Source organism: Streptomyces sp. NBC_01478 (assembly GCF_036227225.1).
Taxonomy (GTDB): Bacteria; Actinomycetota; Actinomycetes; order Streptomycetales; family Streptomycetaceae; genus Streptomyces.
In genome coordinates this window covers 6,895,089-6,909,086 of the sequence record NZ_CP109444.1, presented here as the reverse complement: position 1 = coordinate 6,909,086, position 13,998 = coordinate 6,895,089, and the positions used below count along the sequence as shown (strand labels likewise).

The window sequence follows — 13,998 nt, the reverse complement described above, 5'->3', positions numbered from 1 at the left end:
TCCCGGATGGAGCGTGTACGTGATGTCTCTGAACTGCCGAAAGCCCATCTGCACCTGCACTTCACCGGGTCGATGCGGCCGACCACCGTGCTGGAGCTCGCCGACAAGTACGGCGTACGACTGCCGGACGCCCTGACCGAGGCGCTGACCAGCGGGGAGCCGCCGAAGCTGCGGGCGACGGACGAGCGGGGCTGGTTCCGTTTCCAGCGGCTGTACGACGCGGCGCGGTCGTGCCTGCGGGAACCCGAGGACATCCAGCGGCTGGTCCGCGAGGCCGCCGAGGAGGACGTCAGGGACGGCTCGGGCTGGCTGGAGATCCAGGTGGACCCGACGTCGTACGCGCCGCGCCTGGGTGGGCTGATCCCGGCGCTGGAGGTCATCCTGGACGCGGTGGAGACGACCTCCCGCGAGACCGGGCTGGGGATGCGGGTGCTGGTGGCCGCGAACCGGATGAAGCACCCGCTGGACGCCCGCACACTGGCCCGGCTGGCCGTGCGGTACGCGGACCACGGAGTGGTCGGTTTCGGCCTCTCGAACGACGAACGCCGGGGTATGGCACGGGACTTCGACCGGGCCTTCGCGATCGCCCAGGAGGGCGGCCTGCTGTCCGCCCCGCACGGCGGTGAGCTGGCGGGCCCGGCCTCGGTACGGGACTGCCTGGACGACCTGTACGCGACCCGGATCGGCCACGGCGTGCGCGCGGCGGAGGACCCGAGGCTGCTGAAACGACTCGCCGACCGGGGCATCACCTGCGAGGTGTGCCCCGCGTCGAACGTGGCGCTGGGCGTCTACGAGAAGCACGAGGACGTGCCGCTACGGACCCTCTTCGAAGCGGGCGTCCCGCTGGCGCTCGGCGCCGACGACCCGCTCCTGTTCGGCTCCCGGCTGGCGGCCCAGTACGAGATCGCCCGCCGGTACCACGCCTTCTCGGACCGCGAACTGGCCGAACTGGCCCGGCAGTCGGTACGGGGATCGGCGGCCCCGGAGGACATGAAGACGAAGCTCCTGTCGGGCATCGACGACTGGCTCAGCGCCCCGGTCGCCTGAAGTGCGCGTAGGGCGGATACGGCTTGAAACAGATGGCGACCTCGGGGCAGCGCGAGCCGTTCGGGTAGGGAACCAGTTCGCTGCTCAAGGAGGTCACGAACGCCGAGTGCCCTTTGACGACCCGTTTCTCCCGCGGCCCCCAGCCGGCCGCGTAGGCGAAGTGGGTGGCGGCGGTGGCGAGGACGTCACGGTCGCCGATGAGGAAGTACGTACGCGCGTGCGTCGTGTGCCGCAACTGCCCACGGGCGTACGGCCGCTCGGCCCACGCGCGCGCGTGCCGCTCGGTACGGGCCTCGTCCGTGCGCACGGTGAGCGGGTTGCCGCGCCCGAGCGCCCGGCGCAGTTCGGGCCACTTGGAGGGCCGCAGCCCCGCTTCCGAGTGGGCCAGCACCAGATCCACCAGTTCCCCGCACCCCTCGTCGGGCGGCACGCTCTCGCGCAGCGGGACGTGCACGATGGTGTGCCGCGAGTGGGCCGCGAACGAGAACAGCCCCGCCAGCCGGTTCAGCCCGTCGTGATCCCCCAGGAGCGTCCCGTACGGCGCCGGGTCGCGCAGTGAGGTGTGACGCAGGGGTCGCCCGGGCTGGACGACACGGTGTTCGTGCGGACCGATCCGGGGTCTGAACTCGCGGAGTCTCAGCTCCATGTGGGGTGCCTCATGGGGCAATCGTCGCGGTCAGGAGGGGGCCTCGGCAACGGAGATTCCGCCCAGCAGCGTCCGGGCCAGGCGTGGCGCGAACTCGTCCACGGGCGGTCGTACGCCGGTCCCCGCGGCCTCGTAGGCGAACGCGCGCTGTGCGCAGGCGCCCAGGAGGAGGGACGCGGCCGCGAAGGTGTCCGCGTCGGGGCGGACGCGGCCGACGGCCTGTTCGGCGCGCAGATAGGCGTCCAGGGCCTCGATCGGCTTGTGGGGGCCCGAGCCGAGCTGCCGCAGCGCCTCGTCGTGGCGCCGCTTGAGCTGGGTCTCGGCGTACAGGGAGGCCGCGATCGGGAAGCTCTGCTCGTAGAAGAGGGCCGCCTGGCGGGCGATCTCGGTGAGGTTGTCCTCCAGGGAGTGCTGTCCGGGCTCGGCGGCGAGGCTGCGCAGCAGCGGGGTCAGCCGGGGCAGCCGTTCCGTGAGGACGCGGATGAACAGCTCTTCCTTGCTGGCGAAGTACTTGTAGAGCGCCGCTTCGGAGCAGCCGGCGGCCTTCGCGATCTCCTTGGTGGTCGTCTTGGCCAGGCCGACGGTGAGCATCAACTCGTGGGCGGCGTCGAGGATGCGGACCCGGGCGGGTTGCTGCGCGACGGGTTCCGGGGCCTGTTTCTGCTGCATGGGGCCCAAGGATTCCATGGCCGGTCCGTTCGGGCTTGACGGGTGGGTGATTACTTACCCACTCTAGAGAGAGGCAGGGGTGAGTGAACACTTACCCACCTCGTTGAGCGGAAGGAGTACGCCATGAAGCTCACCGTTTTCGGTGCCACTGGAGGCATCGGCCAGGAGATCGTCCGCCAGGCGCTGGCCTCGGGCCACGAGGTCACGGCGGTCGTACGGGACCCGGCGCGGCTGACCGTGCGGGGCGCGGGCCTTGAGGTGTTCCGCGCGGACCTCACCGACCCGGAGGCGGTACGCCCGGCGGTCGCGGGCCGGGACGCGGTCCTGTCCGGGCTCGGTGCCCGCAGCCGCAAGGACGCGGGGGTCGCGACCCGGCTCACGCGTACGGTCCTGGCGGCCATGGAGGCGGAGGGGGTGCGCCGGGTGCTGGTGGTGAGCGCCGGTCCGATCGGCCCGGCCCCGGAGGGCGCCGGGTTCCTCGACCGCACCGCGCGCGGGCTGATCTCGGCCCTTCTGAAGGACGTCTACGACGACCTGCGGGAGATGGAGGCGGCCCTCGCCGCCAGCGCCACGGACTGGACGAGCGTCCGCCCGCCACGCCTGCAGAACAAGCCGCTGACCGGCACGTACCGCACGGTCGTGGGCGGCTTCCCGGACAAGGGCCGCTTCATCGGCCGCGCCGATGTCGCCCACGCGATGCTGGCGATGACGGACGAACCGCGGACAGTGAAGCAGGGGGTAGGGCTGGCCTATTGAGGTCGCCGGAGGGCGGCGGACTTACTGGCTGTCGAGGCTGACGCCGACGGTCACCGGTTCGTTGACGAGCGTGACCCCGAAGGCGTCGTGAACCCCGGCGACGACCTCACGCGCGAGGGCGAGCAGGTCGGCCGTGGTCGCCTCGCCCCGGTTGGTGAGGGCGAGGGTGTGCTTGGTGGAGATCCGGGCGGGCCCGCTGCCGTACCCCTTGGTGAAGCCGGCCTTGTCGATCAGCCAAGCGGCGGAGGTCTTGGTGTGCCCCTCCCCCGCCGGGTACGCGGGCGGCTCCACACCCTCCCCGAGACGCTCCTCCACGCGCGCGTGGAACGCGGTGAACTGCGCGTCGGTGAGGATCGGATTGGTGAAGAAGGAACCGGCCGACCAGGTGTCATGATCCTCGGGATCAAGCACCATGCCCTTCCCGGCACGCAACGCGAGCACGGTCTCCCGGGCCTGCGCCAACGGCACCCGATCACCGGGTTCGACGCCGAGGACGCGGGCCGTCTCGGCGTACTTCACGGGCGCGGACAGCCCATCTGCGTCCTCCAGTTCAAAGCGAACGCGCAGCACGACATACCGCTCGGGCTCGGCCTTGAACCGGCTGTGCCGGTAGGAGAAGGCGCACTCCTCGTTGGTGAGCGTGACCGTCTCGCGGGTGGTGCGGTCGTAGGCGACGACCTCGGTGATGGTGGCGGAGACCTCCTGGCCGTACGCCCCGACGTTCTGGATCGGGGTCGCACCGGCCGACCCGGGAATCCCGGCGAGGCACTCCACACCGGCGAGACCGGCCTCCACGGTGCGGGCGACGGCGTCGGCCCACACCTCACCGGCCGCCAACTCCAGCCGCGTGCCTTCGAGTTCAAACCCGCGGGTGGCGATGCGCAGGGCCGTGCCCTCGAACCCCTTGTCCCCGATGACGAGGTTCGACCCGCCCCCGATGACCAGCAACGGCGTCCCGGCGTCATCGGCCTCGCGCACGGCGTCGATCACCTCGGCGTCGGTGCCGGCGGTGATCAACCGGGCCGCGGGACCGCCCAGCCGGAAGGTGGTGAGGGGGGCGAGGGGAGCGTCGTGGAGTTCCTGCACGGGGCCAAGCGTACGAGACGGGACTGACAAGTCCGGGGTGGCGGGGGTGGCCGGCCGTTCGGCGCCCTCGCCGCTCCCGGCAGCGAGGCCTGCGCCCGGCCCGGTGCGCCGCATCCGTCGGAGGCCGCTCACTCGCATGCGGGGCCCTGGCGGCCATCGCCCTACCGTCCGCAGTAAAGCCGGTCCCCCACATCCGTGGAACTCGCCGCCGAAGCCGGACGCGTGCATGCACGCACGCACGCACGCGTGGAGCCTCACCGTCAGAGCCGGGCGCACGCACGCGTGGAGCCCCGCCGACAACAGCGGGGCCCACGCGTGCGTGCAAGGTGTTCCGGTCGCCGCCCGGTCAGCGACCGGCGTTCTCCAGTACCGGGTCGGACGCGGCGGCCCCGGCCGGCTCCGCACGCTCCGCCGACTCGGCGGACTCCGCCGCGAGCTCCGCCGCCCGCCGCCGGGTCGGGATCAGCAGCGTCGCGACCCCTGCGAGGGCGACCACCGCCGCGCCGGTGACCAGCGCGGGCTTCAGGCCGTCGACGAAGGTCTGTGCGGTCTGGTAGCCGCCCTGGGCCGAGAAGATCGACGCCATGACGGCGATGCCGAGCGCGCCGCCCACCTCGCGGAGCGCGTTGTTGGCGCCGGAGGCGATGCCCTGCTCCTGGGGGAGGACGCTGGACATGACCAGGTTGGAGGCCGGCGCGAAGAACAGGGCCATGCCGATGCCGCTGAGGATCAGGCCGGGCAGTTGGGCGCCGTAGGAGACGTCGGTGGTGACGACGTAGGACATGTAGCCGAGGCCTGCCGCCTGGAGGAAGAGGCCCGCGGCGACGACCGGGCGGCCGCCGATGCGGTCGGAGAGGATGCCGGCGATGGGGGCGACGAGCATCGGCATGCCGGTCCAGGGGAGCATCCGCAGGCCCGCCTCGGTGGGCGAGTAGCCGAGGACGCCCTGCATGTACTGGCTGAGCAGGAAGATCGACCCGAACATCCCGAGGAACATCAGCAGGCTCGCGGCGTTGATCCCGGAGAAGGCGCGGGAGCGGAACAGCCGCATCGGGAGCATGGGGTTCTTGGCGTTGACGCTGTAGATGACGAACCCGGCGAACAGCGCGCTCCCCGCGAACAGCCCGGTGAGGACGAGCGAGCTGGTCCAGCCGTCGGCGGGCCCGCGGACCAGGCCGTAGACGATGCCGAAGAGGCCGCCGCTGGCGAGCAGGGTGCCGGGGAAGTCGAGCGGGGCACCGGTGCCGTGGGACTCGGACAGGCGCAGGCGGGCGAGCGGGAGCAGGGCCAGGCCCAGCGGGACGTTCAGCCAGAAGATCCAGTGCCAGGAGATGTGCTCGGTGAGGCTGCCGCCGATGAGCGGTCCGGAGGCGACGGCGAGTCCGTTCACCGCGCCCCATATGCCGTACGCCATCCCGCGCTTGGCGGCGGGTACGGCCGCCGTCAGCAGGGTCAGTGTCAGCGGCATCATGATCGCCGCGCCGACGCCCTGGACCGCGCGGGCCGCGATGAGGGAGTCGATTCCGGGCGCCATGGCCGCGGCGGCCGAGGCGACGGTGAAGACGGTGATGCCGACCAGGAAGAGCCGCCTGCGGCCGAACCGGTCGCCGAGCGCAGCGCCGAACATCAGCAGGACGGCGAAGGTGAGCGTGTAGGCGCTCACGGTCCATTCCAGGTCGCCCAGCGCGCCTCCGAGGTCCTTGCGGATGGACGGCAGGGCGGTGGTGACGACGAGGTTGTCCAGGGCCGCCATGAATCCGGCGACGCTGGTGATGACGAGGGCCCAGACCATTCCCCCGCGGCGTTCCGTTGGCTTTGACATCGCTCCCCCAGAGGGTGCTCGTACCGATGATTAGTTATTGATGACTAACTTTGACGCTCATGAAAAGGCGCAGAATCCGCCTCTCCCCTGCCGCTACGACTTCTCCAGCCGACCGGTGACACGGGCCTCCGGGTACAACCCCTCCCAGACCCGGTGCTCCGGCGGAAAACCCATGGCCGCAAGGGTGTTGATCAGCATTCCGTACGCCAGGAAGGTCGTGGTCTGGTCCACATCCGCCCCCAGGGGCAGATGCACGACGTCCCAGAGCTTCAGCCAGCCCTTCCGTACGGCCTCGCCGAACTCGTGGTCGCCCTCCGCCTCGGCGGCGGCCACCGTGATGTACGTCTGCATCTGCATCTGGAGCTTCTCGGGGTGCTCCGTGATGAGCCGCACATAGCCATTGGCCATGGCATGCAGGGCCTCTTCGCCCTCCAGCCCCTTGGACGACTCCTCCATGACCCGGCACACGTCATCGACACACCTGAGCGCGGCCGCCGCGAACATCGCCTTCTTGCCCGGGAAGAGCCGGAAGAGATACGGCTGCGAGACACCGACGCGCTTGGCGATCGCCTCCGTGGAGGTGCCGTAGTACCCCCGCTGCGCGAACTCGGCGATCGCCGCGCGGACGACGCTCTCGCGCCTCTCTTCTGCGCTCATCCTGACCATGCGAGAAAGTTAGTACTCAATCACTAACTTAGTCAAGGGGTGTGGGGCACGGCACATGAGCGGGCGGGCCCGGGGCCGGCGATGTCACTGCCAGTCACCGGGGTGTCCGACACGTAAGGGGCGCCCGCAATGGCGGACGCCCCTTACCTCGGCTCACGCCAGTCGTACGACCGCTCGTGACATCCCGAGCACCTTCTGGCCGGCGCTCGTCGCCACCAGGTCCACGCGGACCGTGTTGTCGTCGAGCTTGACCGCGACCTTGGCGCTGACCTCGACGGTCGCGCCCTGGTCGTCGTTCGGGACGACGACCGGCTTGGTGAAGCGGACGCCGTACTCGACGACCGCGCCCGGGTCACCGGCCCAGTCAGTGACCACGCGGATCGCCTCGGCCATGGTGAACATGCCGTGCGCGATGACGTCCGGGAGTCCGACCTCCTTGGCGAACTTCTCGTTCCAGTGGATCGGGTTGAAGTCCCCGGAGGCGCCCGCGTACTGGACGAGGGCGGCGCGGGTCACGGGGAAGGTCTGCGCCGGCAGCTCGGTGCCGACCTCGACGTCGTCGTACGCGATCTTCGCCGTCATGTCAGCTCTCCTCCGCCGCGCGGGCCACGAGCTTGGTCCAGGCGGTCACGACATGCTCGCCCGCCTCGTCGTGGACCTCGCCGCGGATGTCCAGGATGTCGTTGCCCGCCATCGACTTGATCGCCTCGATCGTCGAGGTGACCGTGAGACGGTCACCGGCGCGCACGGGACGGACGTAGACGAACTTCTGGTCGCCGTGCACGACCCGGCTGTAGTCGAGGCCGAGCTGCGGGTCCTGGACGACCTGTCCCGCGGCCTTGAACGTGATGGAGAAGACGAAGGTCGGCGGGGCGATCACATCGGGGTGACCGAACGCCTTGGCGGCCTCCGGGTCCGTGTACGCCGGGTTGGTGTCCCCCACCGCCTCCGCGAACTCACGGATCTTCTCCCGGCCCACCTCGTAGGGGTCGGTGGGCGGGTAGGTCCGCCCTACGAAGGACTGGTCGAGCGCCATGGCCCGGTACCTCCTGATGCTCCTGCTGCCGTGTGGCCTGCTGCTGGATGGAGAACGACGCGAGGCCGCCCCCAGACTTCGGGGACGGCCTCGTGTACGAGCCTGATACTTATCGCGTTTCGCGGTGCGCGGTGTGCGCATTGCAACGCGGGCAGTGCTTCTTCATCTCCAGTCGGTCCGGGTTGTTACGCCGGTTCTTCTTGGTGATGTAGTTCCGCTCCTTGCACTCCACGCAGGCCAGCGTGATCTTCGGGCGGACGTCGGTGGCAGCCACAGGAGTGCTCCTTGACGAACGGATGGGACTATGAACGCATAACAGAGTAGCCGATCGAAGGACCGACCCCGCAATCGGCTACTGTCAGTAGCGGTGACCGGACTTGAACCGGTGACACAGCGATTATGAGCCGCTTGCTCTACCGACTGAGCTACACCGCTGTGATGCGATCAGCTCCCGTCTCGCGACGGGAACCTTTCACACCAGAGCCCCAATACGGAATCGAACCGTAGACCTTCTCCTTACCATGGAGACGCTCTACCGACTGAGCTATTGGGGCGAGCGATGAAGACATTACACGCTCCGTCGCCGTTCACCCAAATCCGTTTCGCGGCACCGCTCCAGCCGCTTCCACGGCCCTCTCGGAGGCCTCAGGACCCCCTCCCGTACGGGGGACCACACCGGTACGACTATTGCGCTCCTCCCGGCCACGAGCGGATCACCGCCCTAGGCTCGACTCACTCTGCGTGATCTTGCGCCCCTTTGCGCAGCCCCAGTCCTGAGCCCCGAAGCCCCGAGCCCGCGAAGCCCTGAGCCCCTGGAGCGCGATGCCCGACAGCCAGCCCCAGCCGTCCCACTCCTCGTCCGGCCCGTCGGGTTCCTCAGGCTCGTCGGGACCGGCCGACCCGGCCGCGCTCCTGTTGTGCGGTGCCCGGCTGACCGACGGTCGGACCGTGGACGTACGGCTGGGCGGCGGGCGCATCGAGGCGGTCGGCACGGCCGGCAGTCTGGCGACGGACGCCACGCACGCGTGCGGGTCGCGCGTGGACCTCAGCGGCTATCTCCTCCTCCCGGCCCCGGCCGAGCCGCACACGCACAGTGACACCGCCCTGTCGGCCGAGAACGGCGGACCGGTCTCCTACGACCCCGACGACGTCCAGCGCCGCGCCACTGAGGCCGCGCTGCTTCAACTCGGACATGGGGCAACCGCGCAGCGGGCACACGTGCGCGTGGGGGACGTCCAGGGGCTGGGCGCACTGGCCGCCGTACTGCAGGCGCGGCGGGCGCTGCGCGGGCTGGCGGAGTTGACGGCGGTGGCGATGCCCCGGCTGCTGACCGGGGTGGCGGGGGCGGACGGGCTCGCGATGTTGCGGGACGCGTTGAAAATGGGTGCCTCCGTAGTGGGCGGTTGTCCAGATCTGGACCCCGATCCGACGGGGTACGTGGAGGCCGTCCTGGAGGTCGCGTCCGAGCACGGCTGTCCGGTCGACCTGCACACGGACGCCGCCGACCCGACCCGGCTGGCCCGGCTCGCGGCGGTCGCGGGCGGGATGCGCCCCGGGGTGACGCTCGGCCCGTGCGGCGGCCTGGGACGGCTGCCGGCGGACACGGTGACGCGGATCGCGGACCAACTGGCCGCGGCCGGCGTGACGGTGGTCTGCCTGCCGCAGGGCGGCTGCGGCGGCGTCGACCGCCGGGGCACGGCTCCCGTACGACTGCTGCGCACGGCCGGCGTCCAGGTGGCCGCGGGCAGCGGCGCCCTGCGTGACGTCTCCAACCCGGTCGGCCGCGGGGACCCCCTGGAGGCGGCCTACCTGCTGGCCTCGCGCCACGGGATGCGGCCCGAGGACGCCTACGACACGGTGAGTTCATCGGCGCGCGCGGCGCTCGGTCTGCCCGAGGTGCGGGTCGAGGCGGGATTTCCGGCCGAACTGCTCGCGGTGCGCGGCAACCGGCTCGCGGGTGCGCTCTCGCTGGCGTACAGCCGGATCGTGGTGCACCGGGGGCGCGTGGTGGCACGGACGAGCGCGGTGCGGGAGTACTGCAACACGGCGGCGGGCTCGGAGTTGGGGCTGCCCCGGCAGGGACGGGGCGAGTTGTCGTGAGCCGCCTGGGCTGCGCCGGGGCGCACGCCTGAGGCGCTGCGGCTCCGGCCCGCGCGCCCGGCGCGTCCAGTGCCGGTGTGCGCTGCTGGGACACAGCCGAAGTCATGCGGCGCGTGCGGCCGTCCGGGCGTACGGTCGAAGGCATGCGCATTGTCATCGCTGGAGGTCATGGTCAGATCGCGCTGCGGCTGGAGCGCCTGCTCGCCGCACGCGGTGAAGAGGTCGCGGGCATCATCCGCAACGCCGAACAGAGCGACGATCTACGGGCGGCCGGCGCCGAACCGCTCGTGCTCGACCTGGAGTCGGCCTCGGTCGAGGAGGTCGCGGCGCTGCTGCGGGGCGCGGACGCGGCGGTCTTCGCGGCGGGCGCGGGCCCGGGCAGCGGCACGGCCCGCAAGGACACGGTGGACCGGGGTTCGGCGGTGCTGTTCGCCGACGCGGCGGTCCTGGCGGGCGTACGACGTCATGTCGTCGTGTCCTCGATGGGCGCGGATCCGACGCACTCCGGGGACGGCGTCTTCGACGTGTATCTGCGGGCCAAGGGCGAGGCCGACGCCTATGTACGCGGCCTGGACGCGCTGGACTGGACGATTCTGCGCCCCGGTTCGCTGACGAACAGCGCCGGCACCGGACTGGTCCGGCTGGAGGCCCACACCGGTCTCGGTTCGATCCCGCGCGACGATGTGGCCGCCGTACTCGTGGAGTTGGTGGAGACCCCGGCGACGGCCGGTCTGACGCTGGAGCTGATCGGCGGGTCCGCGCCGGTGTCGGTGGCGGTGAAGTCGGTGGCGGGGAACTGAGGTTCCCCGCCGGGTGGTGGGCCGTCGCTCAGAACAGCGGCATCTGGCCGGGGAAGTCGGGCACCACGTACCCGTCCAACGAGGGCTGCGCCGCCCCGAGTTCCGCCTGCCGGCGGGACCCGGGGCACGACACGAGGTCCCCGCTCTCCCGCGCGCCGGGCGGGTCGTGCCGCGCGTATCGGCCGGCCACGACGGCGATTTCACGACGGCACTCGGGGCAGCTTCTGCGGCGTGACGACATGGGATCAGTCTGCCCCGCCGCAGGCCGAGTCGGCTGTCGGGGCTCGCTCAGCTATGGGCGACGGTGAGGCCGTAGAAGGCGACCCGGGCGCCCTTGGTGGTGCTGTCGGAGGACGACTGGTTGTACGAACCGGCCTTGAAGTACTGCTTGTAGGCGTTGAACGACGACGGGATGGCGTAGTGCGTGGTGCTCCCGTTGACCGTGAGGTTGATGGTGTTTCCGCCCGAGACGCCGATCGTGTAGCTCCACGTCTTGCCGACCGCCACGTTGCCGACGGTGTGCAGGGTCTGCCCGCCGGAGGGCGAGTTCTCGGTGCCGAGGACGATGTCGCCGCTCGACCGGTAGTACAGCTCCAGCAGCGGCTTGGTGGACGTGCCTCCGGTGCCGAGGTGGATCTGGCCGACGCAGACGTTCGACGTGACGGACACGACCCGCAGCGTCGCCTTCATCGTGTGGGTGCCGCTGAGCGACCAGTCGGCGGCGCTGCCGCTGCGGTTCATCTCCCGCAGTTCGGAGCGGGCGTAGTTCGAGTTCGGGGTGGTGACGCCCTTTTCGGGCGCCCAGAAGGTCATCGCGCCGTCGCGGGTGTCCGTGTAGAAGTACGCGTCCTGGAACCCGTTGGCCCCTTGGAGCCGTGACGACGAGATCGTCGTGGGCGAGCCCGGGGAGCCGATCGGCTCCTGGAGCTGCCAGACCGACAGGTCGAAGTTCCCGCCAGGGGCGACGGAGGGATCCGCGAGAGGTGAGGCGGCGACGTGTGCGGCGCCGGTACTGCCCGACGCGGCGGGCGCCGTGAGGGCGAGGCCGCCGGTGACGGCGACGACGGTGGCCAGGGAGGTGAGCAGCGTACGCATGCGCATGGGGGGTGCCTTCCTGTCTGCTCCATGGACTCGGTTGGCGCACGCCCATGTGTTCACGATGTTCATATACATGAACTTCGTGTTTCAACATGAACGCGGTGTCGCGACAGTAGGACCGTGGCACGGGCACGTCAAGACTGGCGGCGGGGCGGGGGGTGCCGCGGCGGAAGGCTCCGGGAACGACGAAAGGGTCTGTGATCAGCATTGCTGCTGATCACAGACCCTTCGATCATGTGGCGGCGCCAGGGTTCGAACCTGGGTAGGCTAAGCCGGCAGATTTACAGTCTGCTCCCTTTGGCCACTCGGGCACACCGCCGGGGATGTTGCCGCTCGAACCGCTTTTCGGCGGTGCTCCGTGGCAACGACGTAAACGATACCCGATGCCCAGGGGTGCTTCGCCACCCGATTGACCGGCGCTCGGAGGGGAGGGGGTGGCTACGCTTATGCGGATGCGGCCCGGGGCCTACACCGGGCTCGGCGGCTGCCCCCACGCACGCCGATACGCAGTGACACGCATCGATACGCACCCCGATACAAGGAGCCACAGGACATGGCCGACTCCAGTTTCGACATCGTCTCGAAGGTCGAGCGGCAGGAGGTCGACAACGCCGTCAACCAGGCCGCCAAGGAGATCTCACAGCGCTACGACTTCAAGGGCGTGGGTGCCTCGATCTCATGGTCCGCCGAGAAGATCCTCATGGAGGCGAACTCCGAGGAGCGGGTCAAGGCGATCCTCGACGTCTTCCAGTCCAAGCTGATCAAGCGGGGCATCTCGCTGAAGGCACTGGACGCCGGTGAGCCTCAGCTCTCCGGCAAGGAGTACAAGATCTTCGCGTCGATCGAGGAGGGCATCTCCCAGGACAACGCGAAGAAGGTGGCGAAGATCATTCGTGACGAGGGCCCCAAGGGCGTGAAGGCCCAGGTGCAGGGCGACGAACTGCGGGTCAGCTCGAAGAGCCGCGATGACCTTCAGGCCGTGCAGGCCCTGCTCAAGGGCAAGGACTTCGACTTCGCGCTGCAGTTCGTGAACTACCGGTAGAACCGCGCTTCGCGCGTCCGCCGCGCGCGAATCACCGAGTACGAGGAAGGGTGGGCACCCGTCGGTGCCCACCCTTCTCGCCTGCCGACTGCGGCACGGGGCGCGCTAGTTGCGCGAGTTGCCGAACAGGATGCGGTAGGCGATCAGGAGGACGAGCGCGCCGCCTATCGCCGAGGCCCAGGTGGCGCCGTCGTAGAAGTTCTTGGCGACCGGGTGGTCCAGCCAACGGGCCGATATCCAGCCGCCGATGAACGCACCCGCGACACCGATGATGGTCGTACCGATGAAGCCGCCCGGGTCGCGGCCCGGCAGCAGGAATTTGGCGATGGCTCCGGCCAACAGTCCCAGGATGATCCAACTGATGATGCCCATGCCGTGAACCTGCCCTCTCACGCTGTGCTCGCACTTATCCGGAGCTGTGAATTCCGCCCGGACAGGCTGTGTTCGCTGGTCCTTGCGCACGGCCTGTCGCTGCATGTTCTGCCGTGTCGATGAACAGGACGTCACGGATGCGTGTGGTGGTTGCAGGCATCGGTGGCGGGCGCGGTGATGATGATCGGTGGTCGGGTGCACTGGTGGTGACCGGTGCCGGAACTGGTGGCGGTGCCGGAACTGGAGCCGGAGCTGGACCTGGAGCCGCTCAGGATGCCTGTGCCGTCGTGCGTATGCGGAAGTCGGTCCACGGCGTCGGTTCGGCGTCGCCTTCGTGGTCCTCGTACCAGCCCGTGCCGTCCAGCCAGGAGCGCAGCCAGTCGGCGAGGCTGGGCGCGTCGACGTACCACGCGTGGTCGGCCTCGTCGGCGTTCGGTTCGTAGAGGAGGACCGTGGCCTGCGGGGTTCGGCAGTCCACGCACGCGTACATCGCGCAGCCCCAGTGGGATATCGGCAGGACTCCCTCGGGCCAGGGCCAGTCGGGGTCCTGTTGTCCGCTCGCGCGGTTGGCGAGGTACTGCGTGACCGCGGCGGGCTCGCCGGCCGGTGGGTTGTCGAGGAGGGGCAACAGGCCGTACTCCGGGCCGAATCCGCCGTCTCCTATGCGCGAGTAGAGCGCCGCGAGCAACGGGGGCAGACGGAAGCCCAGGGCGGCCTCGGCGCGGGTCACCGTGGTCTCGTCCACGGGGGCGGGGAGTGAAGTCCAGCCCCACGGGCGGGTGTTGCGGGCCTCGGCGGCCACCCGTGTCAGCAGTTCCTGCTCGTTCTCGGTCATGGCTTCATGGTGCCGCCCGCCAC

The 13,998-nt window shown here is 70.2% G+C and carries 17 protein-coding genes and 3 tRNA genes; 5 read left to right on the top strand and 15 right to left on the bottom strand.

The annotated features are described in order from the left end of the window. The first annotated feature begins 6 nt into the window (after positions 1-6). Complete coding sequence (locus OG223_RS31325; protein ID WP_329255830.1) at positions 7-1,047, top strand: adenosine deaminase; 1,041 nt, start codon at positions 7-9, stop codon at positions 1,045-1,047. Here the strand turns inward: OG223_RS31325 and OG223_RS31320 are convergent. Together OG223_RS31320 and OG223_RS31315 are read right to left on the bottom strand one after the other, a co-directional pair. Further along, complete coding sequence (locus OG223_RS31320; protein WP_329255828.1) at positions 1,028-1,693, bottom strand: hypothetical protein; 666 nt, start codon at positions 1,691-1,693, stop codon at positions 1,028-1,030. The two genes, OG223_RS31325 and OG223_RS31320, sit on opposite strands and share 20 nt — an antisense overlap. A 30-nt stretch (positions 1,694-1,723) precedes the next feature. Further along, positions 1,724-2,362, bottom strand: coding sequence for a TetR/AcrR family transcriptional regulator (locus OG223_RS31315; RefSeq protein WP_329255826.1), 639 nt, complete (start codon positions 2,360-2,362; stop codon positions 1,724-1,726). Between the two features lie 123 nt (positions 2,363-2,485). On the opposite strand from OG223_RS31315, the gene OG223_RS31310 reads away from it, so the two are divergent. Beyond that, a complete protein-coding gene (locus OG223_RS31310) occupies positions 2,486-3,118 on the top strand; it encodes an NAD(P)-dependent oxidoreductase (RefSeq protein WP_329255824.1) in 633 nt (210 codons plus the stop codon). A 21-nt stretch (positions 3,119-3,139) separates the two neighbouring features. Here OG223_RS31310 and OG223_RS31305 read toward each other — a convergent pair whose 3' ends face one another. The 8 genes from OG223_RS31305 to OG223_RS31270 form a co-directional block, all read right to left on the bottom strand. Next, positions 3,140-4,204, bottom strand: coding sequence for a UDP-N-acetylmuramate dehydrogenase (locus OG223_RS31305; RefSeq protein ID WP_443073764.1), 1,065 nt, complete (start codon positions 4,202-4,204; stop codon positions 3,140-3,142). A gap of 346 nt (positions 4,205-4,550) precedes the next feature. Next, positions 4,551-6,026 carry a DHA2 family efflux MFS transporter permease subunit gene (locus tag OG223_RS31300; protein WP_329255822.1) on the bottom strand — a complete coding sequence of 492 codons (1,476 nt, stop codon included), beginning with the start codon at positions 6,024-6,026 and terminating at the stop codon, positions 4,551-4,553. A gap of 93 nt (positions 6,027-6,119) precedes the next feature. Further along, positions 6,120-6,692, bottom strand: a complete 573-nt coding sequence (locus OG223_RS31295; protein ID WP_329255820.1) for a TetR/AcrR family transcriptional regulator — start codon at positions 6,690-6,692, stop codon at positions 6,120-6,122. Between the two features lie 153 nt (positions 6,693-6,845). Continuing rightward, on the bottom strand, positions 6,846-7,274 hold the full coding sequence (locus OG223_RS31290; RefSeq protein ID WP_329255818.1) for a MaoC family dehydratase: 429 nt from the start codon (positions 7,272-7,274) through the stop codon (positions 6,846-6,848). A gap of 1 nt (position 7,275) precedes the next feature. Beyond that, entirely contained in the window at positions 7,276-7,728 is a 453-nt protein-coding gene (locus OG223_RS31285) for a MaoC family dehydratase N-terminal domain-containing protein (protein WP_200679127.1), read from the bottom strand. Positions 7,729-7,837: 109 nt separating this feature from the next. Further along, positions 7,838-8,002, bottom strand: a complete 165-nt coding sequence (rpmG, locus tag OG223_RS31280; protein WP_003948671.1) for a 50S ribosomal protein L33 — start codon at positions 8,000-8,002, stop codon at positions 7,838-7,840. A gap of 88 nt (positions 8,003-8,090) precedes the next feature. Continuing rightward, positions 8,091-8,163 (bottom strand) — tRNA-Met (locus OG223_RS31275). A 46-nt stretch (positions 8,164-8,209) separates the two neighbouring features. Then, positions 8,210-8,282 (bottom strand) — tRNA-Thr (locus OG223_RS31270). Between the two features lie 268 nt (positions 8,283-8,550). On the opposite strand from OG223_RS31270, the gene OG223_RS31265 reads away from it, so the two are divergent. Beyond that, a complete protein-coding gene (locus OG223_RS31265) occupies positions 8,551-9,828 on the top strand; it encodes an amidohydrolase family protein (RefSeq protein WP_329255816.1) in 1,278 nt (425 codons plus the stop codon). Positions 9,829-9,971: 143 nt separating this feature from the next. Next, positions 9,972-10,628 (top strand): NAD(P)H-binding protein, encoded by a 657-nt coding sequence (locus OG223_RS31260; protein WP_329255814.1) that lies wholly within the window; start codon positions 9,972-9,974, stop codon positions 10,626-10,628. Between the two features lie 28 nt (positions 10,629-10,656). Here the strand turns inward: OG223_RS31260 and OG223_RS31255 are convergent, their stop codons facing one another. The 3 genes from OG223_RS31255 to OG223_RS31245 all read right to left on the bottom strand — a co-directional run bounded on the left by OG223_RS31255 (position 10,657) and on the right by OG223_RS31245 (position 12,045). Next, a complete protein-coding gene (locus tag OG223_RS31255; protein WP_329255812.1) occupies positions 10,657-10,869 on the bottom strand; it encodes a hypothetical protein in 213 nt (70 codons plus the stop codon). A gap of 47 nt (positions 10,870-10,916) precedes the next feature. Further along, on the bottom strand, positions 10,917-11,729 hold the full coding sequence (locus tag OG223_RS31250; protein ID WP_329255810.1) for a polysaccharide lyase family 7 protein: 813 nt from the start codon (positions 11,727-11,729) through the stop codon (positions 10,917-10,919). A 234-nt stretch (positions 11,730-11,963) separates the two neighbouring features. Continuing rightward, positions 11,964-12,045, bottom strand: a tRNA-Tyr gene (locus OG223_RS31245). Positions 12,046-12,279: 234 nt separating this feature from the next. Between OG223_RS31245 and OG223_RS31240 the strand changes: the two genes are divergently transcribed. Then, entirely contained in the window at positions 12,280-12,768 is a 489-nt protein-coding gene (locus tag OG223_RS31240; protein WP_329255808.1) for a YajQ family cyclic di-GMP-binding protein, read from the top strand. Positions 12,769-12,873: 105 nt separating this feature from the next. Here OG223_RS31240 and OG223_RS31235 read toward each other — a convergent pair whose 3' ends face one another. Both OG223_RS31235 and OG223_RS31230 read right to left on the bottom strand, forming a co-directional pair. Continuing rightward, positions 12,874-13,140 (bottom strand): GlsB/YeaQ/YmgE family stress response membrane protein, encoded by a 267-nt coding sequence (locus OG223_RS31235; protein ID WP_019061143.1) that lies wholly within the window; start codon positions 13,138-13,140, stop codon positions 12,874-12,876. A 268-nt stretch (positions 13,141-13,408) separates the two neighbouring features. Beyond that, positions 13,409-13,975, bottom strand: a complete 567-nt coding sequence (locus OG223_RS31230; protein WP_329255806.1) for an SMI1/KNR4 family protein — start codon at positions 13,973-13,975, stop codon at positions 13,409-13,411. Positions 13,976-13,998: the final 23 nt, after the last annotated feature.

Bases quoted from the DNA above. Each gene is read 5' to 3' on its own strand.
- OG223_RS31325 (WP_329255830.1), top strand. From the start codon at position 7: ATGGAGCGTGTACGTGATGTCTCTGAACTGCCGAAAGCCCATCTGCAC.
- OG223_RS31320 (WP_329255828.1), bottom strand. From the start codon at position 1,693: ATGGAGCTGAGACTCCGCGAGTTCAGACCCCGGATCGGTCCGCACGAA.
- OG223_RS31315 (WP_329255826.1), bottom strand. From the start codon at position 2,362: ATGCAGCAGAAACAGGCCCCGGAACCCGTCGCGCAGCAACCCGCCCGG.
- OG223_RS31310 (WP_329255824.1), top strand. From the start codon at position 2,486: ATGAAGCTCACCGTTTTCGGTGCCACTGGAGGCATCGGCCAGGAGATC.
- OG223_RS31300 (WP_329255822.1), bottom strand. From the start codon at position 6,026: ATGTCAAAGCCAACGGAACGCCGCGGGGGAATGGTCTGGGCCCTCGTC.
- OG223_RS31295 (WP_329255820.1), bottom strand. From the start codon at position 6,692: ATGGTCAGGATGAGCGCAGAAGAGAGGCGCGAGAGCGTCGTCCGCGCG.
- OG223_RS31290 (WP_329255818.1), bottom strand. From the start codon at position 7,274: ATGACGGCGAAGATCGCGTACGACGACGTCGAGGTCGGCACCGAGCTG.
- OG223_RS31285 (WP_200679127.1), bottom strand. From the start codon at position 7,728: ATGGCGCTCGACCAGTCCTTCGTAGGGCGGACCTACCCGCCCACCGAC.
- OG223_RS31265 (WP_329255816.1), top strand. From the start codon at position 8,551: ATGCCCGACAGCCAGCCCCAGCCGTCCCACTCCTCGTCCGGCCCGTCG.
- OG223_RS31260 (WP_329255814.1), top strand. From the start codon at position 9,972: ATGCGCATTGTCATCGCTGGAGGTCATGGTCAGATCGCGCTGCGGCTG.
- OG223_RS31255 (WP_329255812.1), bottom strand. From the start codon at position 10,869: ATGTCGTCACGCCGCAGAAGCTGCCCCGAGTGCCGTCGTGAAATCGCC.
- OG223_RS31250 (WP_329255810.1), bottom strand. From the start codon at position 11,729: ATGCGCATGCGTACGCTGCTCACCTCCCTGGCCACCGTCGTCGCCGTC.
- OG223_RS31240 (WP_329255808.1), top strand. From the start codon at position 12,280: ATGGCCGACTCCAGTTTCGACATCGTCTCGAAGGTCGAGCGGCAGGAG.
- OG223_RS31235 (WP_019061143.1), bottom strand. From the start codon at position 13,140: ATGGGCATCATCAGTTGGATCATCCTGGGACTGTTGGCCGGAGCCATC.
- OG223_RS31230 (WP_329255806.1), bottom strand. From the start codon at position 13,975: ATGACCGAGAACGAGCAGGAACTGCTGACACGGGTGGCCGCCGAGGCC.